27 protein-coding genes are annotated in these 24,216 nt (G+C 68.4%); 11 read left to right on the top strand and 16 right to left on the bottom strand.

What is annotated here, in order from left to right; translation table 11 throughout:
* The first annotated feature begins 82 nt into the window (after nucleotides 1–82).
* Nucleotides 83–715: a polyhydroxyalkanoate synthesis repressor PhaR gene (phaR, locus tag V7702_RS03815; protein WP_335648819.1), complete on the top strand. Its 633-nt coding sequence runs from the start codon at nucleotides 83–85 to the stop codon at nucleotides 713–715.
* Between the two features lie 27 nt (nucleotides 716–742).
* Here the strand turns inward: phaR and V7702_RS03810 are convergent, their stop codons facing one another.
* A complete protein-coding gene (locus V7702_RS03810; protein ID WP_335648818.1) occupies nucleotides 743–1,606 on the bottom strand; it encodes a putative RNA methyltransferase in 864 nt (287 codons plus the stop codon).
* 177 nt (nucleotides 1,607–1,783) lie between these two features.
* Between V7702_RS03810 and V7702_RS03805 the strand changes: the two genes are divergently transcribed.
* The gene (locus V7702_RS03805; RefSeq protein ID WP_335648817.1) at nucleotides 1,784–2,116 is read left to right on the top strand and encodes a hypothetical protein; all 333 of its coding nucleotides are present in this window, start codon (nucleotides 1,784–1,786) and stop codon (nucleotides 2,114–2,116) included.
* Nucleotides 2,117–2,139: 23 nt separating this feature from the next.
* On the opposite strand, the gene V7702_RS03800 is transcribed toward V7702_RS03805, so the two are convergent.
* The 3 genes from V7702_RS03800 to V7702_RS03790 form a co-directional block, all read right to left on the bottom strand.
* Nucleotides 2,140–2,463 carry a DNA-binding protein gene (locus tag V7702_RS03800; protein ID WP_335648816.1) on the bottom strand — a complete coding sequence of 108 codons (324 nt, stop codon included), beginning with the start codon at nucleotides 2,461–2,463 and terminating at the stop codon, nucleotides 2,140–2,142.
* A gap of 157 nt (nucleotides 2,464–2,620) precedes the next feature.
* Nucleotides 2,621–3,049, bottom strand: a complete 429-nt coding sequence (locus V7702_RS03795; protein ID WP_335648815.1) for a hypothetical protein — start codon at nucleotides 3,047–3,049, stop codon at nucleotides 2,621–2,623.
* Between the two features lie 107 nt (nucleotides 3,050–3,156).
* Nucleotides 3,157–3,882 carry a glycosyltransferase family 2 protein gene (locus V7702_RS03790; RefSeq protein ID WP_335648813.1) on the bottom strand — a complete coding sequence of 242 codons (726 nt, stop codon included), beginning with the start codon at nucleotides 3,880–3,882 and terminating at the stop codon, nucleotides 3,157–3,159.
* A 55-nt stretch (nucleotides 3,883–3,937) separates the two neighbouring features.
* Between V7702_RS03790 and V7702_RS03785 the strand changes: the two genes are divergently transcribed.
* Both V7702_RS03785 and V7702_RS03780 read left to right on the top strand, forming a co-directional pair.
* The gene (locus tag V7702_RS03785; RefSeq protein WP_335648812.1) at nucleotides 3,938–5,641 is read left to right on the top strand and encodes an ArnT family glycosyltransferase; all 1,704 of its coding nucleotides are present in this window, start codon (nucleotides 3,938–3,940) and stop codon (nucleotides 5,639–5,641) included.
* On the top strand, nucleotides 5,638–6,540 hold the full coding sequence (locus V7702_RS03780; RefSeq protein WP_335648811.1) for a hydroxymethylglutaryl-CoA lyase: 903 nt from the start codon (nucleotides 5,638–5,640) through the stop codon (nucleotides 6,538–6,540). Before V7702_RS03785 ends, V7702_RS03780 begins: the two co-directional genes overlap by 4 nt.
* Here the strand turns inward: V7702_RS03780 and V7702_RS03775 are convergent, their stop codons facing one another.
* The 6 genes from V7702_RS03775 to cysS are packed head-to-tail and all read right to left on the bottom strand — an operon-like array spanning nucleotide 6,541 to nucleotide 12,219.
* On the bottom strand, nucleotides 6,541–7,476 hold the full coding sequence (locus V7702_RS03775; RefSeq protein WP_335648810.1) for a glycosyltransferase family 2 protein: 936 nt from the start codon (nucleotides 7,474–7,476) through the stop codon (nucleotides 6,541–6,543).
* Nucleotides 7,473–9,452, bottom strand: a complete 1,980-nt coding sequence (gene thrS, locus V7702_RS03770; protein WP_335648809.1) for a threonine--tRNA ligase — start codon at nucleotides 9,450–9,452, stop codon at nucleotides 7,473–7,475. The genes V7702_RS03775 and thrS overlap by 4 nt, the downstream gene beginning before the upstream one ends.
* Nucleotides 9,449–9,721, bottom strand: a complete 273-nt coding sequence (gene yidD, locus V7702_RS03765) for a membrane protein insertion efficiency factor YidD (RefSeq protein ID WP_300574513.1) — start codon at nucleotides 9,719–9,721, stop codon at nucleotides 9,449–9,451. Before yidD ends, thrS begins: the two co-directional genes overlap by 4 nt.
* 54 nt (nucleotides 9,722–9,775) lie before the next feature.
* Nucleotides 9,776–10,225, bottom strand: coding sequence for an iron-sulfur cluster assembly scaffold protein (locus tag V7702_RS03760; RefSeq protein ID WP_335648808.1), 450 nt, complete (start codon nucleotides 10,223–10,225; stop codon nucleotides 9,776–9,778).
* A gap of 17 nt (nucleotides 10,226–10,242) precedes the next feature.
* Entirely contained in the window at nucleotides 10,243–10,803 is a 561-nt protein-coding gene (locus tag V7702_RS03755) for an SRPBCC domain-containing protein (RefSeq protein ID WP_335648807.1), read from the bottom strand.
* A 3-nt stretch (nucleotides 10,804–10,806) separates the two neighbouring features.
* Entirely contained in the window at nucleotides 10,807–12,219 is a 1,413-nt protein-coding gene (gene cysS, locus V7702_RS03750; RefSeq protein WP_335648806.1) for a cysteine--tRNA ligase, read from the bottom strand.
* A 182-nt stretch (nucleotides 12,220–12,401) separates the two neighbouring features.
* Here cysS and folE point away from each other — a divergent pair, with 182 nt between their 5' ends.
* Nucleotides 12,402–13,025, top strand: coding sequence for a GTP cyclohydrolase I FolE (folE, locus tag V7702_RS03745; RefSeq protein WP_335648805.1), 624 nt, complete (start codon nucleotides 12,402–12,404; stop codon nucleotides 13,023–13,025).
* Between the two features lie 4 nt (nucleotides 13,026–13,029).
* On the opposite strand, the gene V7702_RS03740 is transcribed toward folE, so the two are convergent.
* Together V7702_RS03740 and V7702_RS03735 are read right to left on the bottom strand one after the other, a co-directional pair.
* Complete coding sequence (locus V7702_RS03740) at nucleotides 13,030–13,911, bottom strand: DUF817 domain-containing protein (RefSeq protein ID WP_335648804.1); 882 nt, start codon at nucleotides 13,909–13,911, stop codon at nucleotides 13,030–13,032.
* A gap of 10 nt (nucleotides 13,912–13,921) precedes the next feature.
* Entirely contained in the window at nucleotides 13,922–14,989 is a 1,068-nt protein-coding gene (locus tag V7702_RS03735) for a serine hydrolase domain-containing protein (RefSeq protein ID WP_335648803.1), read from the bottom strand.
* A gap of 83 nt (nucleotides 14,990–15,072) precedes the next feature.
* On the opposite strand from V7702_RS03735, the gene hisI reads away from it, so the two are divergent.
* The gene (gene hisI / locus V7702_RS03730) at nucleotides 15,073–15,471 is read left to right on the top strand and encodes a phosphoribosyl-AMP cyclohydrolase (protein WP_335648802.1); all 399 of its coding nucleotides are present in this window, start codon (nucleotides 15,073–15,075) and stop codon (nucleotides 15,469–15,471) included.
* Between the two features lie 23 nt (nucleotides 15,472–15,494).
* Here the strand turns inward: hisI and V7702_RS03725 are convergent, their stop codons facing one another.
* Nucleotides 15,495–17,177, bottom strand: a complete 1,683-nt coding sequence (locus V7702_RS03725) for an alkaline phosphatase D family protein (protein WP_335648801.1) — start codon at nucleotides 17,175–17,177, stop codon at nucleotides 15,495–15,497.
* 73 nt (nucleotides 17,178–17,250) lie between these two features.
* Here V7702_RS03725 and V7702_RS03720 point away from each other — a divergent pair, with 73 nt between their 5' ends.
* The 3 genes from V7702_RS03720 (at nucleotide 17,251) to rpoH (ending at nucleotide 19,694) form a co-directional block, all read left to right on the top strand.
* Nucleotides 17,251–17,568 (top strand): ferritin family protein, encoded by a 318-nt coding sequence (locus tag V7702_RS03720; RefSeq protein WP_300574521.1) that lies wholly within the window; start codon nucleotides 17,251–17,253, stop codon nucleotides 17,566–17,568.
* Nucleotides 17,558–18,568: an RluA family pseudouridine synthase gene (locus V7702_RS03715; protein ID WP_335648800.1), complete on the top strand. Its 1,011-nt coding sequence runs from the start codon at nucleotides 17,558–17,560 to the stop codon at nucleotides 18,566–18,568. Before V7702_RS03720 ends, V7702_RS03715 begins: the two co-directional genes overlap by 11 nt.
* A gap of 235 nt (nucleotides 18,569–18,803) precedes the next feature.
* Nucleotides 18,804–19,694, top strand: a complete 891-nt coding sequence (gene rpoH / locus V7702_RS03710) for an RNA polymerase sigma factor RpoH (RefSeq protein WP_335648799.1) — start codon at nucleotides 18,804–18,806, stop codon at nucleotides 19,692–19,694.
* A gap of 120 nt (nucleotides 19,695–19,814) precedes the next feature.
* Here rpoH and V7702_RS03705 read toward each other — a convergent pair whose 3' ends face one another.
* The 3 genes from V7702_RS03705 to V7702_RS03695 all read right to left on the bottom strand — a co-directional run bounded on the left by V7702_RS03705 (nucleotide 19,815) and on the right by V7702_RS03695 (nucleotide 22,710).
* Complete coding sequence (locus V7702_RS03705; RefSeq protein ID WP_335648798.1) at nucleotides 19,815–20,636, bottom strand: response regulator; 822 nt, start codon at nucleotides 20,634–20,636, stop codon at nucleotides 19,815–19,817.
* A gap of 71 nt (nucleotides 20,637–20,707) precedes the next feature.
* Complete coding sequence (locus V7702_RS03700; protein ID WP_442958391.1) at nucleotides 20,708–21,997, bottom strand: adenylosuccinate synthase; 1,290 nt, start codon at nucleotides 21,995–21,997, stop codon at nucleotides 20,708–20,710.
* Between the two features lie 116 nt (nucleotides 21,998–22,113).
* The gene (locus tag V7702_RS03695) at nucleotides 22,114–22,710 is read right to left on the bottom strand and encodes an acyloxyacyl hydrolase (protein WP_335648797.1); all 597 of its coding nucleotides are present in this window, start codon (nucleotides 22,708–22,710) and stop codon (nucleotides 22,114–22,116) included.
* Nucleotides 22,711–22,817: 107 nt separating this feature from the next.
* Between V7702_RS03695 and V7702_RS03690 the strand changes: the two genes are divergently transcribed.
* Together V7702_RS03690 and V7702_RS03685 are read left to right on the top strand one after the other, a co-directional pair.
* Nucleotides 22,818–23,237, top strand: coding sequence for a VOC family protein (locus V7702_RS03690; protein ID WP_335648796.1), 420 nt, complete (start codon nucleotides 22,818–22,820; stop codon nucleotides 23,235–23,237).
* Nucleotides 23,234–24,214, top strand: a complete 981-nt coding sequence (locus V7702_RS03685; protein WP_335648795.1) for a threonine ammonia-lyase — start codon at nucleotides 23,234–23,236, stop codon at nucleotides 24,212–24,214. Before V7702_RS03690 ends, V7702_RS03685 begins: the two co-directional genes overlap by 4 nt.
* Nucleotides 24,215–24,216: the final 2 nt, after the last annotated feature.

The raw sequence follows: 24,216 nt of genomic DNA, 5'->3' as shown, positions 1-24,216 counted from the left end.
GCGATTTCCCTCGCATCCGCGATACTGCGCTGCAAAGCCGGACCCGCCGCCCAGGCGCGGCCCGAACAATCAAGGAAACGGGATGGCTGATACCCAGGACAGCAGCGGAAAAGCGGCCGGTGGAAAAGCTGGCGGCGACCGCGTGGTCATCAAGAAGTATGCGAACCGGCGGCTCTACAACACGGCCTCCTCCTCCTACGTCACCCTCGAGCACCTGGCCGAGATGGTGAAGCAGGGGGTGGATTTCGTCGTCTATGACGCCAAGACCAATGACGACATCACCCGTACGGTGCTGACGCAGATCATCTTCGAAGAAGAGAGCCAGGGTCAGAGCCTGCTGCCGATTCAGTTCCTGCGCCAGCTGATCGGCTTCTATGGCAATTCCATGGAGGCCTTCCTGCCCAGCTATCTGGAGCTGTCCCTGGCCACCTTCGCCCAGCAGCAGGAGCGAATGCGCACCCAGTTCACCCAGATGGGCCAGGCCACGCCGCTGGGCGCCTATGACGACCAGATCCGCCAGAACCTGGCCATGTTCGACCGGGCGATGAAGATGTTCACCCCCTTCGCCTACGCCCCCAAGCCCGAGGACGCCGCGCCGCGCAGCGAGGCCGCGGCGCCTGGCGAAGGCGGCGGCCAGACCGACATGCTCAAGACCCTGCAGGAACAGATGGCCGCCATGCAGGCCCAGATCAACAAGCTGGCCTCGAAGGACTAGGCCGGCCCTGGACGGGCGGGGTGGCGCCTACGGACGACGGAACGTCCTCACGATCGCGTCAAAGGTGAGCCGCAGGCTGGGGACGTCCTGGATCTGCGCTCGGGCGGCCGGCGAAATCTTGTGGCCATGGGGCGTCATCTCCAGGATGTCGTCCAAGACCCGCCAGTCGCCGATCTCGCGCACATAGGACGCCCGCGTTTCGGCGATGAGTTCGTAGCCGCTCGATCGCGCGGCCTCCGGCCGCGGTGGGTCCTGGGCACGGGTCGACGGATAGATGATGTCGCGCAACTCGATCAGGTGGCGAGCCCCGGCGTCCACCGTGATGACCAACTGGCCGGGTTCCTGAAGGTCTGACCATGGCGCCCACATGGGAAAGCCGAACAGGCTGCAGATCAGACCCGCGGAACCCTGCGCCACCGGCAGGCGCCGGTTGCTGGCGACGACCCAGGCCATGTCCGGATACCGCTTGGCCGCCGCCAGCACCGCCCACTTCGAGATATCGACGCCGACCGGGACGACCTGCAGATCCCGGCGTCCGTCGCGGAGTTGATGGGTGATCCGGGCGGTGTAGTCGCCCTCGCCGCAACCGGCGTCCACCAGCAGCAGATGATCCACGCCGACCAGGGCCTGGTGGGCGGCCTCAGCGGTCAGATCGGCGACCGGAGAGAATAACCCGGCCTCCAGGACACGGCGGCGGGCGCTGACCATGGCCTTGCTGTCGCCGGGCTCGCGAGACGCCTTGTGCTGGGCCGGCAGCAGATTCACGTAGCCTGCCGCCGAAAGATCGAAGGCGTGATGGGCGGCGCATCGCAGGCAGCCGGCCTCGGGCCTCAGGGCCAGGCCGTCGAGGGGACAGATGAGCGGGACGGCGGCGAGGGGACTGGACGACATTTTGAACTTGGCGTTCCACGCGCATCTTGCCCGGGGGCGCTCCCGGTCCGCCACGAGGGCCCTGGCCTTATAGGGATGACCCGGTCGGACGGCTATGCGCCGGGATTTGAGCCGGCTTCCGCCTTCATTAAGAAAGCTGGTTCAGGCTTGCCGGGTTCAGGCCGAAGGAGCCCGCCCTTGACCCTGCCAATCGACCCTCTCCGGAAGATCGCGCGCCTTCGTCGCGTGCGGCCGCGGACGCATGAGGCGCAGGGCGGGGCTGAGGAAGAGCATCCGAACCTGCCGGTCCCGGTTTCCCAGACCTTGCCCGCGGCCCCGCCGCCGCCGATCACCAGCGGCGGCCCGGCCACCTTCACCGCTCATGTCATGGGGGCGAACGAACAGCGGCGGGGCCTGCGTGGGGGACCGCCGACCCTGAACGCCGCCCGCAACGCCTATAACCAGACCGAGTTTTCCGGCCAGGCCGACCGACGGGCCCGCAAGGGCGGCCTGACCCGCACCGACATCTAGGGCGACACCCCGACCCGCGGGCGCTAGCCCTGCCCGTTCCTGCCGAGCAGCCGGGCAAGATCGGCCTCCAGAGCGGCGACCTTGCGCTCCAGGGCGGCGATCCGCGCCTCCGGCCCCGCACCTGGAAGCGGCGTGGAGACCCCGGCCTGTCGGGCGATTTCGGCGGCGCTCACCCCCAGAACCTCTGCGAAGACGCCCACCTCGTCGGCGGAAAGTTCGCGCTGATCCTTGTAGGCCAGCGCCAGGTCGGCCTCGCTCATGCCGGCGGCGGCGGCCAGCACCCGCCGGCTGAGGCCCCGCTCGGCCAGGCGGGTGTCGAACCACTGGGCGTCGAAAAACAAAGCCAAGGCGTATCTCCGAACTGGCGCCGGTCTTGCTTAACCGAAGATGACCCTATGTGCGTCTTCCACGGTGCGTCCCATGCTGGCCCTGGCCACCCGCGTTTTCGACATCACCCTCGTGGCCCTGATCTTCACGGCCCTGACCTGAGCGCAGCCTTCGGCTTCAGGCGTCGCCGCCGGAGAAGTCGATGTCCCGGCGCGCCGCGACGATGGTCACGATGAAGCCCGCCAGCACGTCCAGCAGCACCATCACCGTGATCAGGAAATAGGTCGAGGTGGCGAAGGCCGGGGCCAGCAGGAACTGGATCAGGCAGATGATGAACAGGATCATCGACAGGGCGTGATTGATGATCGCCACCCGGCGGCTGGTGGTGGACTTCAGAAGCTCGATAAACAGCACCACCAGGGCGGCGGCCAACAGCAGATCCCCCAGGCTGACCGACCAGTCGATGTTGGACGCCATGCGGATGGTGAACAGGGCCTCGGCCATCCGCGCGTGAGCGTCGACCGCCGAAAAGCCGCCAGTCAGCGTCAGCGCCACGAGGTTGTAGACCAGCACCGGCAGGGCCAGCAGCGGAAACGCGGCGAACATGCGCATTGGATCTCCCCCTCAGGCCAAGGTCGCCCAGGGCCGAACCAACCTTAACCCTAGCCGCCGAGGCGCGGGAAGCTCTGGCCCCTTCTGCGGGAAGCCTTAGCCTAGACTTCGTCCACCCCTTGCGGTCGACGCGATCGCGCCTGCAGCCACATGACGCCGAGGAGGTCCCAGGCCGAGGCCCAGAGCCGGCCGAGATTGGTGTATTTCGACGCCCCCGTCTGGCGATGGCGATGCCCCACCGGGCGGAAGGTCACCTCATAGCCTTCCCGCAGCATCAGGGCCGGGATGTAGCGATGGAGGTGGTCGAAATAGGGGAGCCGCAGGAAGGCTTCCCGCCGGAAGGCCTTCAGGCCGCAGCCGGTGTCATTGGCCGTATCCCCCAGCAGGCGCTTGCGCACCCCATTGCCGAGCCGGGAGGCGAGCTTCTTGGCGCGGCTGTCCTGGCGCCTGACCCGCTCGCCTCCAACCAGGGCAAGGTCTGGCCCGCCGGCGTTCAGGGCGTCCACCAGAGCCGGGCCGTCGGCGGGGTCGTTCTGGCCGTCCCCATCAAGGGTGACGATCACCGGCGCGCGCGCCGCCAGGACCCCGGAACGGATGGCGCGGCTCTGGCCGGAATTGCTCCGGTGACTGAGCACGCGCAGCTGCGGCAGCTCGGCCTTCAGCGCCTGCAGGCTGGCGCGGGTGCCGTCGCGGCTGGCGTCATCGACGAAGATGATCTCGACATTGCGGCCCTCGAAGGCGACGGCGATCTCGCGGGCCAGGGCGGGTGCTGCGCCCTCTTCGTCAAAGACCGGGACGACCACGGAAATGTCAGGACTGGGGGTCATGCTTCTCCATAGCCGAAAAGATGGCGAGCGAAAGGATCGTGCTATCACCGGCGCCATGACATTCCAGTCCAGTCTCCAATGGGCGAGCCAAGGTTGGCGAGGCCCCCTGTTTGCGGCCCTGCTGGCCCTGGCGGCCGGATTACCGGGCGTGTTCGCCATGCCGCCTCTGGACCGGGACGAGGCGCGATTCGCCCAGGCGACGGCGCAAATGCTGGAGACCGGCGACCTGGTGGTGATCCGTTTCCAGGATGAGCCACGGTTCAAGAAGCCGGTGGGCATCCACTGGCTGCAGGCCGCCAGCGTCTCCATGGTCTCGGCCGTAGAGGACCGGGAGATCTGGGCCTATCGCCTGCCCTCGCTGCTGGGGGCCATGCTGGCGGCGGCGGCCTGCGCCTGGGGGGCGGCGGCCTTTTTCGGGGCGCCCGCGGGCCTGATGGCCGGGGCCATGCTGGGCTCGACCCTGCTGCTCTCCACCGAGGCCTTCATCGCCAAGACCGACGCGGTGCTCTGCGGCTCTGTCGTCCTGATGATGGCGGCCCTGGCCCGGATCTATGGCGCGGCGCGCGGCGGGCCGCCGGTCAGTTGGCGCACGCGGCTGCTCTTCTGGCTCGGTCTGTCGGGCGCCCTGCTGGTCAAGGGGCCGGTGGGGCTGATGGTGGTGACCCTGACCAGCCTCTCCCTGATCGCCTGGGATCGCAGGATCGACTGGCTGAAGGGCCTGGGCCTCAGCTGGGGACCGATCCTGCTGGTGGGTCTGGTGGGCCCCTGGGCCTGGGCGGTCACCGTGGCCACCGACGGCGGCTTCTGGACCACCGCCCTGATGAGCGACATGGCGCCCAAGCTGGCCGGCAGCCACGAAAGCCACGGCGCCCCGCCCGGCTATCACCTGCTGGGCCTGAGCTTCCTCGCCTTTCCCATGACCTTGTTGATCCCCGCCGCCCTGGTCCTGGCCTGGGTCAAGCGCCGGGAGCCCGGGGTGCGGTTCGCGCTCTGCTGGCTGATCCCCACCTGGCTGGTCTTCGAGCTCGCCCCCACCAAGCTGGTTCACTACACCCTGCCGACCTATGGCGCCCTGGCCTGGCTGGCGGCTGCGGCCCTGCGCGAGGGCGTCGGCCCGTTCGCCCGCTGGGCCGGAGCCGGCCTGGCCGCCGTGTCGGGCCTGATCCTGGCGGGCGTCTGCTTCTATCTGGTCTCCGAGTTCGGCGGGACCGCTGACGTCACCGCCGCCGCAGCCGCCGGCGGCCTGCTCGCCGCGGCAGGTCTTATCGGCGGCTTCATGCTGGTCAACCAGGCCCCGAAGGGGGCCGTGGTGGCGGCCATGGGGCTGGCCATCCTGGGGCACGCGGCCCTGGCCGCCGGCCTGATCCCCGGCCTCGCCCCGCTCTGGAGCTCGGCCCGGGTGGCGAAGATCATGGAATCCGAACGCCTCCTGCCCCGTCAGGGCATGGCCGCGGCCCCGGTCGCCGTGGCCGGCTATGCCGAGCCCAGCCTGGTCTTCGCCCTGGGCACGCCCACCGTTCTCGAAGACGGCGCCCAGGCCGCCCAGGCCATCGGCGCCTTCCGCCCGGCTGTGGTCGACGCCTCGGAAGAGGCCGCCTTCCGCGCCGAACTGGACGCCCGGGGGCTGCAGGTCCGTCAGGTTCGCGAGGTCCGCGGCCTCAACTATTCCAACGGCGATCGCACCCATCTGCGCATCTATATGAACGCCGAGCCCAGGCCTGCGCCAGCCGCGGGCCGTGTGATCGGGGGCCGCCCATGAGCCGCAAGATCCAGATCGTCGAGGTCGGGCCTCGCGATGGCCTGCAGAACGAAAAGGTCCTGCTGGAGGTCCCGCAGAAGATCGAGTTCATCGACCGGCTGCGCCGCGCCGGCGCCCAGCGCATCGAGACCGTGTCCTTCGTCAATCCGCGCCGCGTGCCCCAGATGGCCGGCGCCGAGGAGATCATGGCCGCCGCACCGCAGGCGGACGACTTCTCGCCCATCGGTCTGGTTCTGAACGCCCGCGGCTGGGACCGGGCCGTGGCGGCCGGCTGCGCCGAGGCCAATGTGGTGGTCTGCGCCACCGACGGCTTCGGGGTGCGCAACCAGGGGGCCACGACCGCCGAGCAGATGGCCGCCCTGGCCGCCATCGTCGAGCGCCGCAAGACCGAGGGGGGACCGGCGCTTTCGATGACCCTGTCGGTGGCCTTCGGCTGCCCGTTCGATGGCGAGGTCAGCCTCGAGCAGGTGACGGCCCTGGCCAGCGAAGCCGCGCGGCTGGGCGTGGCCGAGATCGCCCTGGCCGACACCATCGGCGTCGCCGACCCCTGGACCGTGCGCGAGCGGATCGCCGCGGTCCGCAAGGCCGCGCCCGACGCGACCTTGAGGATGCATTTCCACGACACCCGCAATACGGGGCTGGCCAACGCCTTCGCGGCGGTCGAGGCGGGCGTCGACGTACTGGACGCCAGTTGCGGGGGGCTCGGCGGCTGTCCGTTCGCCCCCGACGCCACCGGCAATATCGGGACCGAGGACCTGGTCTACATGCTGGAGCGAGCCGGCTTCGAGACCGGATATGACCTGGACGCCCTGATCGCGACCGCCCGATGGATGGCGGGCCTGCTGGGCAAGCCGCCGGCGGCCTCGGTCAGCCGCGCCGGCGGGTTTCCGAAGGTCTAGTTAGATCGCCCGGCCGGTCAGCCGCCAGAGCAGCGGCCGGGCCACGGCGGCGCCGACCACCAGGGGCCAGAGCAGCCAGGCGGCCACGGCCTCGCCCAGGCCATGGGCGCGTTTACGGAAATAGCGGGCCAGGCCCAGACCCTTATAGAGCTCGACCCGCAGGGGACTGGCCCGGCTGGTGTGGCCCAGATGGATCACCTCGGCCTTGGGGTGGAACATGACCTCCCCGCCGGCTTCCCGCACCCGCCAGCAGAGGTCGATGTCCTCGACGTGCAGGAAATAGCCCTCGTCGAAGCCGCCCACACGGACGTAGTCGGCCCGCCGCATGGCGAAGAAGGCGCCGGAAATGGTCGGCACAGGGCAGAGGCCGGCCGGCGCCGCCTCATTCTCCCAATGGACCTCATAGCGACGCAGCGAGGCCCGGCGGGTGAGGCCGCTGAGGGACAACAGCGCCGCCATCGGCGTGATCTCGCCCCGGCGGGCGCCGCGCTGTTCGGTGCGGTCGGCGTTCAGCACCCGGCCGCCCACCAGGCGCATCGCCTTGCCGTCAAGCACAGCCTTGGCCAGCGCCCGGGACCCGCCCGGCTGCAGGAAGGCGTCGGGATTGAGGAAGATCAGCACCTCGCCGGCCGCCCGCGCCGCGCCCAGATTGGCGCCGCGGGCGAAGCCCACATTGCCCTGGCCGCGCACCAGTCGCATCCGTGGGTAGCGTTCGGCGTAGGCGTCCAGGATCGCCGCCTCCCGGGCGTCCGAGCCGTTGTCCACGACGATGAATTCATCCACCTGCCGATCGTCGAGCACGCAGGCGAGGCTCTGCTCGAGAGCCTCGCCTGTCATGTACACGACCATGATCACCGAGATGCGAGCACCTTCGGCGATCCCATGCGGCGTCGGGGCGGTCTCGACCGCCACAAACGATGCGCCGATATCGTTCATCCAGCCTCCATGGCCTCGGCGGACCCCCAGGTATCCGCCTCGCCCCGAGCCTCCCGCTCAACATCAGGCGGAAGCGCCTCGGAGGCAAGCCGCAAGACGGCCTCCTCCAGCGTGAGGATCTCCTGGCCCTGCGATCCGAGGCGCCGCAGGGCGACCTTGCCCTCCTCCGCCTCACGCCGTCCGACCACGGCGATCACCGGCGCCTTGGCCAGGCTGTGCTCACGGATCTTGTAGTTGATCTTCTCGTTGCGCAGGTCGGTTTCGACACGCAGGCCCGCGGCCTTCAGCTTGGCCGCGGCCGTCCGGGCGAAGTCGTCGGCGTCGGAGGTGATCGTCGCCACCACCACCTGGGTGGGCGCCAGCCAGAGCGGGAAGGCGCCGGCATAGTTTTCGATCAGCATGCCGATGAAGCGTTCCATCGAGCCGGCGATCGCCCGGTGCAGCATCACCGGCCGCTGCTTGGAGCCGTCCTCAGCCACGTACTCAGCATCGAGCCGGTCGGGCAGAACGAAGTCCAGCTGCAACGTGCCGCACTGCCAGGTGCGGCCGATGGCGTCGCGCAGGTGGAATTCGAGCTTGGGGCCATAGAAGGCGCCTTCGCCAGGCAGGTGCTCGACGCCCATGTTCACCGCCTGGCGCGCGGCGCGCTCGAGCTTCTGCTCGGCGATGTCCCAGATCTCGTCGGTGCCGGCCCGCAGATCCGGTCGCAGGGCCAGCTTCACCGAATGCAGCTCGACACCGAAATCGGCATAGGCCGAGTTCAGCAGGCGGACGAAGCGCTTCGTCTCCTCCTCGACCTGATCCTCGCGGCAGAAGATGTGGGCGTCGTCCTGGGTGAAGCCGCGCACCCGCATGATGCCGTGCAGGGCGCCCGAGGGCTCATAGCGATGGCAAGCGCCGAACTCGGCCATGCGCAGCGGCAGGTCGCGATAGGACTTCTGGCCGACGTTGAAGATCTGGACATGGCCGGGACAGTTCATCGGTTTGACGGCCAGGCTCTCGCCCTCCTCCGTCTCGCAGACGAACATGTTAGCGCCGAACTTCTCCCAGTGGCCTGAGGCCTCCCAGAGGGAGCGATCCAGGATCTGGGGCGTCTTGACCTCTTCGTAGCCGTCCTTGGTCAGGCGGCGGCGGATATAGGCCTCGACTTCGCGATAGAGGGTCCATCCCTTGGCGTGCCAGAAGACCATGCCCTTGCCTTCTTCCTGGATGTGGAAGAGGTCCATGGCCTTGCCGATCTTGCGGTGGTCGCGCTTCTCGGCTTCCTCGATCCGCTGGATATAGGCCTCCAGGTCGGCCTCGGTGGCCCAGGCCGTGCCATAGATCCGCTGCAGCTGGGCGTTGCGGTGATCGCCCCGCCAGTAGGCGCCGGCCAGCTTGGTCAGCTTGAAGGCCTTGCCCACATGGCGCGTGGACGGCAGGTGCGGACCCAGGCACAGGTCCTTCCAGCCGCCCTGCCAATAGACGCTGATCTCCTCGGATTCCGGCAGGTCTTCGATGATCTCGGCCTTGTAGGCCTCGCCGATGCCGCGGAAGTGTTCCAGCGCCTGGTTGCGGTCCCAGACCTCCCGGCGGATCGGCTCGTCGCGCTCGACGATCTCGCGCATCTTGGCTTCGATCTTTTCGAAGTCGTCCAGGCTGAAGGGCTCGTCGCGGGCGAAGTCGTAATAGAAGCCGTCCTCGATGGACGGGCCGATGGTCACCTGGGTGCCGGGGAACAGCTCCTGCACCGCCTCGGCCAGCACGTGGGCGGCGTCGTGGCGGATGGTCTCCAGGACCTCGGGGTCCTCCCGCGTGAGGATCTGGAAGGCGCCGCCGTGGTTCAGGGGCCGCTCAAGGTCCAGCAGCTGGCCGTCCAGCTTCACCAGCACGGCCTTCTTCTCCAAGGACTTGGCGATCCCCGCGGCGATCTGGCGTCCGGTCACGCCGGCCTCGAAGGACCGCTTGGAACCGTCGGGAAATACGAGCTCGATCATGTGTCACACGTCCATTTGCGCGCCGGCGGCTCATCGGAGCGGCCCGGCGGCGGAGGCGGCGGATCATAGCCCGAACCGCCCCAGGGGTTGCATCGGCACAGCCGCCGCGCCGCAAGCCATGAGCCGCGCCAGGGGCCGTGATCGACCAGGGCCTGAGCCGCATAATCCGAACAGGTCGGAAGGAAGCGACACTGGCGTCCGATCAGAGGGGAAAGCGTCAGCTTGTAGGCGCGATGGGCGCCTCTGACGCAGGATTCGTAGGGGGTCATGCCGGCCGCAGGCTTGCGAATACTCGCAGCGATTACGTTGCGGGGGCGGTCAAATCAAGCCGCGCCGGCGGGGCTAGTTCGCGCCATGGCCTGGCGGACAGCATCCACCGTCGCCTCGAACGCCAGAAGCGTGGAGGCGTGGCGGGCGGGATAGTCCTTCACCGGCGCAAGCATGGAGAGATCCGAAAAACGTCCGACCGGCGCATCTGCGCCGTCCTTCAACATAGCACGGAAGGCGTCCCGGGCCATCTCGATCTCGGTCAGGCTGGCGCCGACCACATGGGTTCCCAGTACGGCGGCCGCCGCCTGGCCGAGCGCGCAGGCCTTCACGTCCTGGGCGAAGTCGGCGACGCGATCGCCCTCCAGGATCACGTCAACCACGATCCGGCTGCCACAGAGCTTGGCCACCTTTTCCGAGGTGCCGTCCGGCGCGGCGAGTCGGCCGGCCCGGGGCATGTTGGCCGCCAGCTTCAGAAGCCTGGCCGAATAGAGATCATCGATCATGGGCTTGATCTAGGGAGTCAGCGGCCCTGGCGCCATGCGGCTTCGGCCTTGGCCTTCAGCGCCTCGCCCATGGCGGCGAAGCCCTTCTTCAGCGGACGCTGCACGCGCTTGGCCGAGGCCGGCCCCAACAGGCCCTGGAAGAGTTCGCCGTTGGAGACGATGCAGGCGTTCTCATCCACCTGGTCGATCTCGATATAGCGGATCGCCGCGCCGAAGCCGCCGGCGACGCTGGTGCGCCAGTGGAGCTGTTCCAGCGGCACCCAGTCGATGACCACCGGCTCGATATGCCGCGGCGGCTGGTCCGGCAGGGCGAGCGTCAGCTCCAGCGGCGCGCCGATGGACAGGACACCCTCGGCGCGGGTGTAGAGCGGATTCCATTCCGGCCAGGCGCGGATGTCGGCGATCAGGTCCCAGATCGCCTGCGGCGGCGCCTGGACCCCGATCCGGTGTTCGAGCTTCAGGCCTTTGACGCCATCACCCCCGCCGCCCTTGCGCTTGCCGAACCCGAAGCCCGGCATGAAGGACGGCGACAGCTGGGTGGCGGCCAAGGGGTTGGTGTTGCGGTTCATGCCCATCATGGCTCAATCCTCCGAAGAGCTCGGCTCCCTGAGCCGCCAGGTGGCGCCCTCTGCGGAGTCCATGACAACCACATTGAGGGCGTTGAGTTCATCGCGGATAGCATCGGCCCGCGGCCAATCCTTGGCGGTGCGCGCCGCGATCCGCTCAGCGATCAGGGCCTCGACCCGGGCCCTGAGCTCGGGATCGGCCCCGCCCTGGAACCAGGCCTCGGGATCGGCCTGCAGGAAACCCATCAGGGCGCCGGACGCCAGCAGCTCGCCCTTGGCCTGGGCGCGGGCATCGTCGGTTCCGGTCTCGATGGTCGAGGCGAGCGCAAACAGTTCGGCCATGGCCTGGGCGGTGTTGAGATCATCCTCCAGCGCCGCCAGGAACCTGGGCGACGGCGCATCGGTGCTGGCGGTCACGTCGGCGCAGCGGCGCAGGGCGCCGTAGAGCCGGTCCAGGGATTTGCGCGCCTGCTCCAGCAGTTCGCCCGACCATTCCTGGGGCGCGCGGTAGTGGCCGACCAGCAGGGCCCAGCGGACCGCCTCGCCGGGCGTCTGCGCCACCAGATCATGGACCAGCACCACATTGCCCAGGCTCTTGGACATCTTCTCCGACCCGAAGTTCAGGAAGCCGTTGTGCATCCAGTAGCGGGCATAGTCGGCTCCGTGGCCGGACTCGCAGCCGTGGGCGGCGCAGACCCCTTGGGCCAGCTCGTTCTCATGGTGGGGGAAGATCAGGTCGTTGCCGCCGCCGTGGATGTCGATGGGCAGGCCCAGCGCCTGCTCGATCATGGCCGAGCACTCGATATGCCAGCCCGGACGCCCCGGCCCCCAGGGGCTGTCCCACACCGGCTCGCCGGGCTTGGAGGGCTTCCAGAGGACGAAGTCGGCGGCGTTGCGCTTATAAGGCGCCACATCGACCCGGGCGCCGGCGATCATGTCGTCCAGGCTGCGCCCCGACAGCTGGCCATAGTCGGGATAGGCCTCCGTGCTGAACAGCACATGGCCCTCGGCGGCATAGGCCGCGCCCTTGTCCACCAGGCGAGCGATCATCGCGATGATCGCGTCCATGGTCTGGGTGGCGCGGGGCTGGAAGGTGGGAGCCAGGGCCCCCAGGGTCGCCATGTCACGGTTGTAGATGTCGAGATAGCGCTGGGTGATGACGTCGATCGCCACGCCCTCGGCCTGGGCCTTGGCGTTGATCTTGTCGTCCACGTCGGTGACGTTGGCGGCGTAGAGCACGGCGTCGGCGCCATAGGTGTGGCGCAGCAGGCGGAACAGCACGTCGAACACCACCACCGGCCGGGCGTTGCCGATATGGGCGTAGTTGTAGACCGTCGGCCCGCAGACATACATCGTCACCCGCTTGGGATCGACGGGGACGAAGGGCCGCTTCTCGCGGGCCATGGTGTCATAGAGATTCAGGGACATCGACCATACTGACGCTGCGGAACGGTTGCCCGCTCGGTTGAGGGAACCATATACAGATCGCCCGGGCGGGAAGACAGGGGGCGCATCTGCTCAAGCTTCCCGGCCGTACCTCGGTGGCACGCGTCATTTCCGGAGCCCTCGCTCCGGCGCAACTCAGCACCAGAAAGACCCGCAGCAAGCCCATGGACGCCATTACGCCTGAACGGACCACTGTCGGCTCCGACCTGGACCCCGTCGCCCGCCCGACCCGCGAAGAGGCCATGGCCGCCGTTCGCACCCTGATCGCCTGGGCCGGCGACGACCCGCGCCGGGAAGGCGTGATCGACACCCCCAAGCGGGTGGTGGACGCCTATGCGGAATGGTTCGAGGGCTATGGCGCCGATCCGGCCAAGGAGCTGTCGCGGACCTTCGAGGACGTGCAGGGCTATGACGACATCGTCATGCTGCGTGGGATCGAGGTGGAGAGCCACTGCGAGCACCATATGGCGCCCTTCCTGGGCAAGGCCTTCGTGGCCTACATGCCCACCAACCGGGTGGTCGGCATCTCCAAGCTGGCCCGGGTGGTTGAGATCTTCGCCAAGCGTCTCCAGACCCAGGAGACCATGACCCAGCAGATCGCCGACGCCATCACCGACAGCCTGCGTCCGGCCGGCGTGGCCGTGCTGATCGACGCCCAGCACCAGTGCATGACCACCCGCGGCGTGCACCACCGGCATGTGGGCACCATCACCACCCAGTTCACCGGGGTGTTCAAGAGCGACGCCAGCCTGCGTCAGCGCTTCCTGGACTTCGTCAACAAGAGCTGAGCCTTCAGGCCAGAGCGGCGTCCTGCACAGGCGCCGTCTTGGCCGCCGACCGCGGCGGATGAACCACGGTCACCAGGACGAAGCTCAGCATCATCAGCAGGTACCAGGATCCCATCTTGGCCAGGGACACCGGGGTCCAGCCGGCCTGCTGGTCGGGATAGACCCAGGCCGAGGCGTAGGTGCCGAGATTCTCGGCGATCCAGATGAAGAAGGCCACCAGCACGGCCCCCAGCAGCATGGGCATCCGCCGGACGACGAGATCGGGCGTGAACTGGAACCAGGTGCGGCCGAAGATCACCGCTGAAAAGACGAACAGCCCCCAGCGGATATCGACCACATAGTGGTGGGTGAAGAAGTTGGCGTAGGCCAGCCCCGCCAGCAGCCAGGGCGCCCAGCGCGGCGGATAGGCTTCGAACCGGATGTCAAACAGCCGGATGATCCGGGCCATGTAGCTGCCGACGCAGGCGTACATGAAGCCCGAGAACAGGGGCACATCGCCAAGCCTCAGCACACTGGCTTCGGGATAGGTCCAGGAGCCGTGGGCGGTCTTGAACAGCTCCATGCCGGTCCCGACCACATGGAAGATGGCGATGACCAGCGCTTCGCGCGGACGCTCCAGCCCGGTGGCCAGCAGGAAGACCTGCAGGGCGATGGCGGCGATCACCAGGAAGTCGTAGCGCGCCAGGGCCGCGTTATCGGGCCACAGCAGGTGAGTGCCCACCAGCAGGGCCAGCATCGCCCCGCCATAGAGGCAGGCCCAGGCCTGCTTCAGCCCGAACAGCAGGAATTCATAGGCATAGGCCCGCCCCCGCGACTGCGCCGCCCAGGGCCGCGCCCAGGCGTCGAAGGCCATGACCCTGGCCTTGATCTGGTCCTTGAGGTTCACCTTGACGGGTTCAGGCGGGGCGCAAGAGGCCGAGCAGGCCCTGGGCCAGGGTTTCGGGCGAGCCCTCGCCGGTCAGCGCCACGGCCACGGTGGCGCGGGTCGCCAGGGAATAGGCTGCCATGGCCGGCGCCCCTGGGGACCGGCTGACATATCCGAGCCAGGTGTCCGCTGACGCGGACGGCCCGGCCGCCAGGTCGCTGGCCATGACGCCAAGCCCATGATGTTCGCCGCCTGGCCCCATGGGATAGAGCCGGTAGAACCGCCGCTGGGTCGTCTCAGCCCCATGCAGGCGATCGCCCAGCAGGTCACGCCAGAACCGCACCACGTCCAGGGCCGAGGCCGACACCCCGCCAGGACCGGCCCCGACGAAGTCGGTCTCGCCCAACTCCCGGCGCATGGCGATTCGCCTGGCCAAGGACTCGGCCCAGGTCGTCTGGTCGGTCGTCGCGATGATCTGCAAGAGGAGGGCGTGATTGGCGCTTGACGCGCCCCAGGCGGCGCCCGGCGCAAACGCCGGCGGCAGGGCGGCTGCAGCGACGAGATCGGCGTCCGGCAGGCCGCTGGTCTCCGCCAACAGGTCCTCCACCGTGATCCAACGCGCATTGGGCAGGTCCGGCGCCCAGCGATCAATCGTGGCGTCCAGGGCCAGGTCGCCGGCCTCGACCATCTGTAGGATGGCGGTGGCCGTGTAACTTTGGACAAGGCCGCCCCAGGCGAACCGGGCCGGCGGCGGGGCGCCAGGGGTCCGCGTCCAGGTCTGGGTCCAGACCGCCCCGCCGGACTCGGCCAGGGCGGCCGTCGCCGTCTCGATCCCTGTCGCGGCGGCCAGGTCCTTGAAGAAGCGATCCTCAAGCCCGTCGCGGATCACCGGCTGCAGACGGGTGGAAACGGCCGTGCGGATCTGGTCAAACTGCCAGCCTCCGAACTGCTGGCGAAGGGGCGGGCCGGCATAGTTGGCGCGGCCGTCCGTCGGCGCTGGCGTCGCACGGCGGCCAAACCCGAAGGGCCAGGCGGCGAAGGCGGGCGCCGGCAGCGCGAGGGCTGCGGCGGACAATAGGGCGCGGCGGCTGAGGCTCATGGGACAGGTCAACTCCCTCAACGATGGACGCAAGCTGCGCCAGACGCCTCCCCTTGGGTCAGGAGGAGGGCTATAGTTTGCCCATGTCCGTCCAATTTCCCACAGCTTCCGACAAACACGCCCTGGAACGCGGCGAGGTGATCGCCCCGCGTTTCGACACCAACGGCTTGATCGCCGCCGTCGCCACCCATGCGGAGACCGGCGAGGTGTTGATGTTCGCCTGGATGAACGCCCAGGCCCTGGCCCTGACCCTGTCCACGGGCCAGGCCCATTATTTCAGCCGCTCGCGCAACGAGCTCTGGCTCAAGGGCGAGACCAGCGGACAGGTGCAGCAGGTGGTGGAAACCCGCATCGACTGCGACCAGGACTGCGTCTGGATCAAGGTGCTGCCCCAGGGCGACGGCGGAGCCTGCCATGTGGGCTTCCGGTCGTGCTTCTATCGGGTGGTGGAGGACGGCCGGCTGGTCGAGCGACCCGACTGAGCCGGGCCGCTCGCGCCTGATCCTCAGCCTTCGACGGCTTTGAGCGGCGTGACGCCGGCCTCGGTGGGCGTGACGGTGAACGCCTTGCGCACCGCCGTTTCGTAGTCCTTCGAAAAGATCGAAGAGACCGTCATCAGGTCCCCGCGGGCCTCATCGGCGGTCAGGGTCAGCAGGACGAACCCCTTGGCGTCGTGGTCGCTATAGATGATCTCCTTGGCGCCCTTCATGTAGAGATCGCCCACCGGCAGGCTCTTCACGCTGTCGCCCGCGCCGGGGCTGGTGATGCCCGTGGCGCCGAACTCCACGGCCCGCAGGGCGCCGTCGTCGTCGTGCAGCTCGTTGGCCCAGAAGGCGTGGCTGTCGCCGGAAATGACGATGGCGTGGGCCTTGGCGGCCTCGACGGCGTCATACAGGCGCTCACGGGCCGCGGCGTAGCCGTCCCACATGTCCAGGCCATAGGGCAGGCCCATGGCGGCCAGGCGCTCCATCTGCTCGATGCGCCGGGCGATATCCTCGGGCTGGGCGGCGATGGCCGCGGCCACGGCCTCTTCGCCCAGCACCTTGCTCGGGCTCGGCACATCCATCCGCGCCATCACCACCTGGTTGCCCAGCACCTGCCAGGTGCGGCCGCTGCGCACCGAGGCGACCAGCTCGTCGGCCAGCCACGCTTCCTGGGCCTCGCTCATCATGCGGCGGGCCGGATCGTTGATCTTGGCGCGGAAGCCCGCCACGTCCGGCTGGCCGTCCACCACGGCCAGGTCGCGACCATAGTCGAGCTGGTCGTCGCGGGCGGTGAGGCGGGTCTCCAGCATGATCAGGCTGGCCAGGTCGCCGAACTGGAAGCTGCGGTTCATGGCCTCGAAGCTGCCGCCCGCCGCCGGGTCGCGGATCGGCATCCATTCGAAATAGGCCTTCAGCGCATTGGCCTTGCGGGTGTTCCAGTCGCCCTCGGTCTCGGGGCTGTGGTTCTCCGCGCCGCCCATCCAGCTGTTGTTGGCGGTTTCGTGGTCGTCCCAGGAGACGATCCATGGCGCCCGGGCATGGGCGGCCTGCAGCTGGGGATCGGCCTTGTACTGGGCGTGACGCTGGCGGTAGTCGGCCAGGCTGACGATCTCCCGGTCCGGCGCGTGGCGGCGCTCAGCGGCCACCGGCGAATTCATCCCGTAGGAGCCGTCGCCGCCATACTCGTAGATGTAGTCCCCCAGGTGGATCACCGCGTCGAGCTTCGGCAGGTCGGCGATGGCCTGGTAGGCATTGAAATAGCCGTACGGATAGAGGGCGCAGGAGGCGACGGCGAAGACCAGCTCGCGGGTCTCGCCCACCGGCAGGGTGCGGGTGCGCCCCATGGGCGAGGTCACGCCATTGGCCTCGAATTCGAAGGTGTAGGCCCGCCCGGCGTCGAGGCCGGTGACATCGACCTTCACCGTGAAGTCCCGATCAGGACCGGTGAAGCCCTGGCCCGACTTGGCGCCTCCGGCGCGGCGGTCGATGGGGTTGAGCCGCCACGCATAGGCGATCTGGCCGGCGCCCTCTTCCTTTGGCGTGATCCGGGTCCACAGCACGACAGCGTCGGCCAGCGGATCGCCCGATCCCACGCCATGCTCGAAGGCGACGGGGCCGGCATAGGCGCCCTGGGCGCGGGCGGTGAGCGGCGCAGCGGCGCCAAATCCAAGAAGGGCCAAGGCCCGGCGTCGATCGATCTTCATTCCAGTGGTCCCCAACTCGCGCAGGCGTTCTGAGCGTGCAATAGAAGGCGCTTCTGCGACAGGAGCATGATGCATGGCCAGCGAGACCCTTCACGTCCCCCGTGAGAAACTTAGCCCCAAGACTCTCCAGCTCCACTACGCGATCTCATCGCTGATGGAAGAGCTCGAGGCGGTGGACTGGTACCGGCAGCGGGCCGACGATTGCGATGACCCCGAGCTCAAGAAGATCCTCCTGCACAACGCCAAGGAGGAAATGGAGCACGCCGCCATGGTCCTGGAATGGATCCGCCGCAATGACGAGCAGTTCGACGGCCAGCTGCGGGAATACCTGTTCAAGGACGGCTCCATCACCGGGCAGGAAGAGGGCGCAGCCGGCAAGCATGGTCTCTGATTCCGCCGAAGGTCCGCCGGCGGCCGGGGAGGACGAGGACGGCGACCTGTTGATCGTGCAGGTCGCCCCCGAAGCGGCCGGCGGACGGCTGGACAAGACCCTGGCGGCCCTGGTTCCTGAGCTTTCCCGGGCCCGCATCCAGACCCTGCTGGCCGAGGGCGCCGTCACCCGGGGCGGGGCGGCGGCTACCGACGGGTCGGCCAAGGCCCTGGCCGGCGCCTATGAGATCCTCGTCCCGGCGGTGGTCTCCGCCGAGCCGGTCCCCCAGGATCTGCCGCTCACGGTGCTGTTCGAAGACAGCCATCTGATCATCATCGACAAGGCCGCCGGCATGGCGGTGCACCCGGCGCCGGGGACGCCGGACGGCACGGTGGTCAACGCCCTTTTGCATCATTGCGGCGCCAGTCTCTCCGGCATTGGCGGCGTGGCCCGGCCAGGTATCGTCCACCGGCTCGACAAGGACACCTCCGGCGTCATGGTCTGCGCCAAGACCGACGCCGCCCACCAGGGCCTGTCGGCCCTGTTCGCCGCCCACGACATCGACCGGGCCTATGTGGCGTTGACCCGCGGGGCGCCCAAGCCCCGCAAGGGCACGATAGAATCCCGCCTCGGCCGCTCGGCCCACGACCGCAAGAAGATGGCCGTGCTGCGCACCGGCGGACGCGAGGCCATCACCCACTATGAGGTCACCGCCCTGTTCGGCCCCTCTGACCGCCCCACCGCGGCCCGGGTGCGGTGTCGGCTGGAGACCGGACGCACTCACCAGATCCGGGTGCACATGGCCTCCAAGGGCGCCCCCTGCCTGGGGGACCCCATCTATGGCTCGGGCAGTCCGGCCGGCCCGGTGCGCGCGGCCATGGTCGAGGCCGGCCTCACCCGCCAGGCCCTGCACGCCGCCGTGCTGGGCTTCATCCATCCGATCACCGGCGAGCCCCTGCGCTTCGAGAGCGCCCTGCCGGCCGACATGGACAAGCTTGAAGATTTGCTGTCGGCGCTCTGAGTTTTTCCCCGAAGCCTACGGGCACGATCGCCTTGCTTGCGCCCTGATCGGGGGGTAATAATTCCCCAGTACACAGGTGGGACATTCAGTCCGCACGGTGGACCTGACGGATCGCCCTCCCCGGCGGTCTTCCGCTCCAGGAAACCAATACCTATCTGGCAGGGTTGGAGGGGCGGATCGACCCGCGCGCGTCTGCGCGACGGTCCTCAAGGTCCGCAGGGAAAAGGGGATAATCATGGCTGCAGCGAACACGCTTTCCGTCATGTCGCCAGATGGCGGCCTGAGCCGGTATCTCAGCGAGATCCGCAAATTTCCGATGCTGGCCAAGGACGACGAGTTCATGCTCGCCAAGCGCTGGCAGGAGCATGAGGATTCCGACGCCGCCCACAAGCTCGTCACCAGCCACCTGCGCCTCGTGGCCAAGATCGCCATGGGCTATCGCGGCTACGGCCTGCCGATCGGCGAAGTGATCTCCGAGGGCAATGTCGGCCTGATGCAGGCGGTCAAGAAGTTCGACCCCGACCGCGGCTTCCGACTGGCCACCTACGCCATGTGGTGGATCCGCGCCTCGATCCAGGAATACATCCTGCGGTCCTGGTCCCTGGTGAAGATGGGGACCACGGCGGCGCAGAAGAAGCTGTTCTTCAACCTACGCAAGGCCAAGAGCCAGATCAGCGCCTTCGAAGAAGGCGACATGCATCCCGATCAGGTCCACCAGATCGCCACCAAGCTGGGCGTGCTGGACGAGGAGGTCATCTCCATGAACCGGCGCCTGTCGGGTCCGGACGCCTCGCTGAACGCCCCCTTGCGTTCGGACTCCGAAAGCGAATGGCAGGACTGGCTGGCCGACGACAATGCGCCGAGCCAGGAGACCGTGGTCGCCGACAAGGAAGAGCGCGGCCTCCGCATGGGCCTGCTGGAAGAGGCGATGGCCGAGCTGACCGATCGCGAGCGCCACATCCTGACCGAGCGGCGCCTGAAGGATGATCCGACGACTCTCGAGGAGCTGGCCGGCCAGTATGGGGTCAGCCGCGAACGGGTTCGCCAGATCGAGGTCCGCGCCTTCGAGAAGCTGCAGAAGACCATGCAGGCGGCCGCCGAAGACCGGAACCTGGTCAACGCCTAAAGCCTGACGCGACCAGACGGAACCGTCTGATCGTTGAATCAGGCCCCAGACTCCAGGTCTTGGGCGACTCGACACGACCAACGTCGACGGCTGGCCCGATCAGGGCCGGCCGTTTTCGTTTCAGGCGACCCGCTTGGCGCCCGTCGCACTCTCGGACGGCATGAAGGCCGACAGGGCGGCCACATGGAACGCCACCTGGGCCGGGTCGAGCCGGCGAGGATCGACGACGGTGGCCAGATAGCGCTGGAATTCGGCCGAGGCGCCGGCCAGTTTGATGTCACCGGTCTTCACGGCCACAGACTGCAGGTCCGCGCCCTGAGCCTTCATGGCCCGCAGGGCCTGGACCGGGTCGCTCTGCAGGGCGCCGGCGGCGGACTTCAGAATCTTGATCGCCTGGGTGACCCGCGACTTCTCCGGCGTGGCCCGCGCATCGGAGCGGCGCTTCAGCGGACCCGTATAGTCGCCGGAGTTGAACCGCCGACGGTCGGGGCCGACATAGGTCACCGCCTCGACCCAGTCCCGGGGCCGCAACGTCACCGCCTCCAGCCGCTTGAGCAGGTCGCCGGTGGTGAAGGGTTTGCGCAGGAATTCATGCACGCCGGCGTCCCGGGCCCCCAGTACGGCGGCGGCGGTCGGCTGGGCCAGGATCATGACCACGGGCGCCTGACGGCAGGCGGCTTCGCTGCGGCGCAGTCTGCGGGTGAACTCGATGCCGTCCACACCGCCCCGCTCGGCGTGCTCGATGAAGACGATCTGCGGATCGATCCCCTTCAGCAGTTCCATGGCCTTGCCGGCCGAGGGCGCGATCCAGACCTGGCAATGGGTCAGGCTGCGCATGAGATCGGCCAGCATGCGACCGCCCGGCGGCGACGGATCGATCACAAGCACCCGCTGTAGGGCGGGCGCCATGCGCTCGATCAGCTTTCCGTCATCCTTGAACACTTGGGTACGCTCCACGAATGGAGCGAAGGTGGCATGAGGCCGTAAAGAACCGCTTACGGCCGAGGTTCCGCCTAACCCTGGAACGGGTCCAGCATCATGATGATGTCATCCCGATCGGGGCTGGTGGACAGCAGCACCGCCGGAGCGCCGATCAGCTCCTCGATGCGCCGCACATATTTGATCGCATTGGCCGGCAGGTCCTTCCAGGAGCGGGCGCCGCGGGTGCTCTCGCTCCAGCCCTCCATCTCCTCATAGATGGGCTCGATGGCCGCCTGGTCCCGCAGGCCGGCCGGCAGATAGTCGATCGTTTCGCCGCGCAGGAGGTAACCGACGCAGACCTTCAGGGTCTCGAAACCATCGAGGATGTCGAGCTTGGTCAGGACGGCGCCCTGGATGCCGCCGACGGCGATGGACTGGCGCACCAGCACGGCGTCGAACCAGCCGCAGCGGCGGGGCCGGCCGGTGACCGTGCCGAATTCATGGCCGCGCTCGCCCAGCAGGCGGCCGGTCTCGTCGTTCAGCTCGGTGGGGAAGGGCCCCTCGCCTACCCGGGTTGTGTAGGCCTTGACGATGCCGAGCACATAGCCGCCCGCCGTGGGGCCGACGCCGGCGCCCGCCGCCGCCTGGCCGGCCACGGTGTTGGACGAGGTCACATAGGGATAGGTGCCGTGGTCGACATCCAGCAGGGTCGCCTGGGCGCCCTCGAACAGCACCCTCTGGCCTTCCTTGATGGCGTCGCCGAGCACCCGCCAGGCCGGCTTCACAAAGGGCAGGATGCGCGGCGCCAGCTCTTCGAGCTGGGCGAGAATTTCCTCAGGCCGCGCCTCGGGAAGGCCGAGGCCTGCCCGCAGGGCGCCATGGTGGGCGAGCAGGCGCTCGATCTTCACCTCCAGGGCCTCGCGGTCGGCCAGGTCGGCGAAGCGGATGGCGCGGCGACCGACCTTGTCCTCATAGGCCGGGCCGATGCCGCGACCGGTGGTGCCGATCTTGCCGGCCCCGGCGCGGGCTTCGCGGGCGCCGTCCAGGTCCCGGTGCAGGGGCAGGACCAGGGTGGCGTTCTCGGCCAGGATCAGGTTGCCCGGATTGATATCCAGGCCCTGGCCCTGGGCGCGGGCGATCTCGTCCAGCAGGGACCAGGGATCCACGACGACGCCATTGCCGATGATCGACAGCTTGCCCTGGATGACGCCCGACGGCAGCAGGGAGAGCTTGTAGGTCTTGTTCCCTACCACGATGGTATGGCCGGCGTTGTTGCCGCCCTGGAAACGCACCACCACGTCGGCCCGGTTGGCCAACCAGTCGATGACCTTGCCCTTGCCCTCGTCGCCCCACTGGGCGCCGATCACCGTCACATTGGCCATTGAGATACGATCCTTCCGCCTGCCGAGCGGATCCGTCCCGCCCTTCGACAGGGCTCGGCGAGAGGATGTGATCGATTGTGGAACCCGCCGGGTGCGCGCTCGCGGCGCGGGGCAGGTCAGAAGCTGTAAATCAGCCGCACGCCGGCTTCGTCAAGGCCCTGGTTCTTGCCCTGGTGGAAAATCTGCGCGTTGGAGATGTGGACCCAGGACAGTTCGGCGGCGAACCGTTCGTTGAATTCGTAACCGAGGGACAGCTCCGGCTGGAACAGCAGCTTGGAGCCGAAGTCGATGCGGGTGTTGTAGAGCTCCAGGCGCCGCGCGACTTCATCAGGGGTGAGCCCTGGCTCATTGACCGGCGGCAGGCCCGCCTCCCCGTCCGTATAGGCCAGGCCCAGGCCCGGGCGGACATAGAGCCGCTCAGTGATTCCCACCGGCCAGGAGAGGCCGGCGGCCACGAAGTTGCTGGTGTTCTCGCTGTTGATCGAGACAAAGGCATGGGCCTGGGGATCGCCCCACAGAGCCTCGATGGGATCGCTGCGCAGGCCGATATGCAGGTCGACCCCGTCCTCACGGCCCGCGGCGCCTGAGCCGATCGCTTCGCCGATGAAGGTCACGTCATGGCCATAGATCCCGACCAGCAGGTCGGCGGCCTGGGCCGCCCCGGTCCAGGCCAGACAGACGACCGCCCCGGCCGTCGCAACAAGCTTTCGCATCGTGATTCGCCCCCAAACCCATCGCTATGGGCCGCGTACAGATAAGCACAGCCGGACAGGTGTTAAAGCCGTCGCGCGTCGGTTGATGGCAAGCTATTCAGATGTCCATGACCCGACCCCGCTTCCACCTCGCCTTCCCTGTCCGCGATCTGGCCGAGGCCCGCGCCTTCTACGGCGATCTGCTGGGCTGCGCCGAGGGCCGCTCCAGCCCCGACTGGATCGATTTCGACTTCTACGGCCACCAGATCGTCGCCCATCTGTCGCCCGACGAAGTCGGCCATCGCCAGACCAGCGCCGTGGACGGCGAGCAGGTCCCAGTGCGCCACTTCGGCGTGATCCTGACCTTGGAGGCCTGGCAGGACCTGGCTGATCGACTGCAGGCGGCGGGCACACAATTCATCATCGCCCCCCAGGTCCGCTTCAAGGGCCAGGCCGGCGAGCAGGCGACCCTGTTCTTCCTCGATCCGTCCGGCAACGCGCTGGAATTCAAGGCCTTCGCCAACGACGACATGGTGTTTGCGAAATGAGTGTGACCCTGGCTGACATTGAGGCGGCCGCTGGCCGGATCCGCGGCCTGGCCATCGAGACGCCGCTGATCGAGAGTCCGGCTCTGAACGAGAGGATGGGTCTGCGGGTGCTGCTCAAGGCCGAGACCCTGCAGCGGGTTGGCGCCTTCAAGTTCCGCGGGGCCTATAACCGCCTGGTCCAACTGGGGCCGGAGGAACGCGCCCGCGGCGTGGTGGCCTTCTCCTCGGGCAATCATGCGCAGGGCGTCGCCCTGGCCGCCCGGCTGCTGGGCGTCCCCGCCCTGATCGTCATGCCCAAGGACGCGCCGGCGGTGAAGGTCGCGGCCACAAAGGGTTATGGCGCGGAGGTGCGCTTCTATGACCGGCTGACCGACAGCCGCGAGGCCATCGCCGCCAAGATCGCCCAGGAGCGCGGGGCGGTGGTGGTCCCGGCCTTCGACGACCCGCACATCATCGCCGGCCAGGGAACCGTCGGCCTGGAGCTGGTGGCCCAGGCCAGGGCCGCCGGCGCGACCCTGGACGTGGTGGCCGCCCCGATCAGCGGCGGCGGGCTTCTGGCGGGCCTCGCCACCGCGGTGAAGGCCTTGAGCCCGCAAACCGCCATGGTGGGCGTCGAGCCCGAGGGTTTCGACGATACGCTGAAGTCCCTGCAGGCCGGCGCGCGTCAGACCTTCAAGCCCACAGGCCGGTCCCTGTGCGACTCGCTGGAATCGCCTGCGCCCGGCGAGCTGACCTTCCCGGTCATGCAACAAACCGTCGCGAACGTGGCGCTGGTCAGCGATCGCGAGATCACCGAGGCCATGCGCTACGCCTTCTCAACGCTGAAGCTGGTGGTCGAGCCCGGCGGCGTCGCAGCGCTGGCCGCCCTGCTGGCCGGCAAGATCGATATCGCCGGCAAGGCGAGCATCGCGCTCGTCCTGTCCGGCGGCAATGTCGACCCCGAGCAGTTCGCCCAGGTCATCCGTGGCGAGATTTAGAC

It is taken from the genome of Phenylobacterium sp. (assembly GCF_036963605.1).
Lineage (GTDB): Bacteria > Pseudomonadota > Alphaproteobacteria > Caulobacterales > Caulobacteraceae > Phenylobacterium.
Note: the sequence above shows the minus strand (reverse complement) of the source record. Positions and strands in the feature narration are given on the sequence as shown.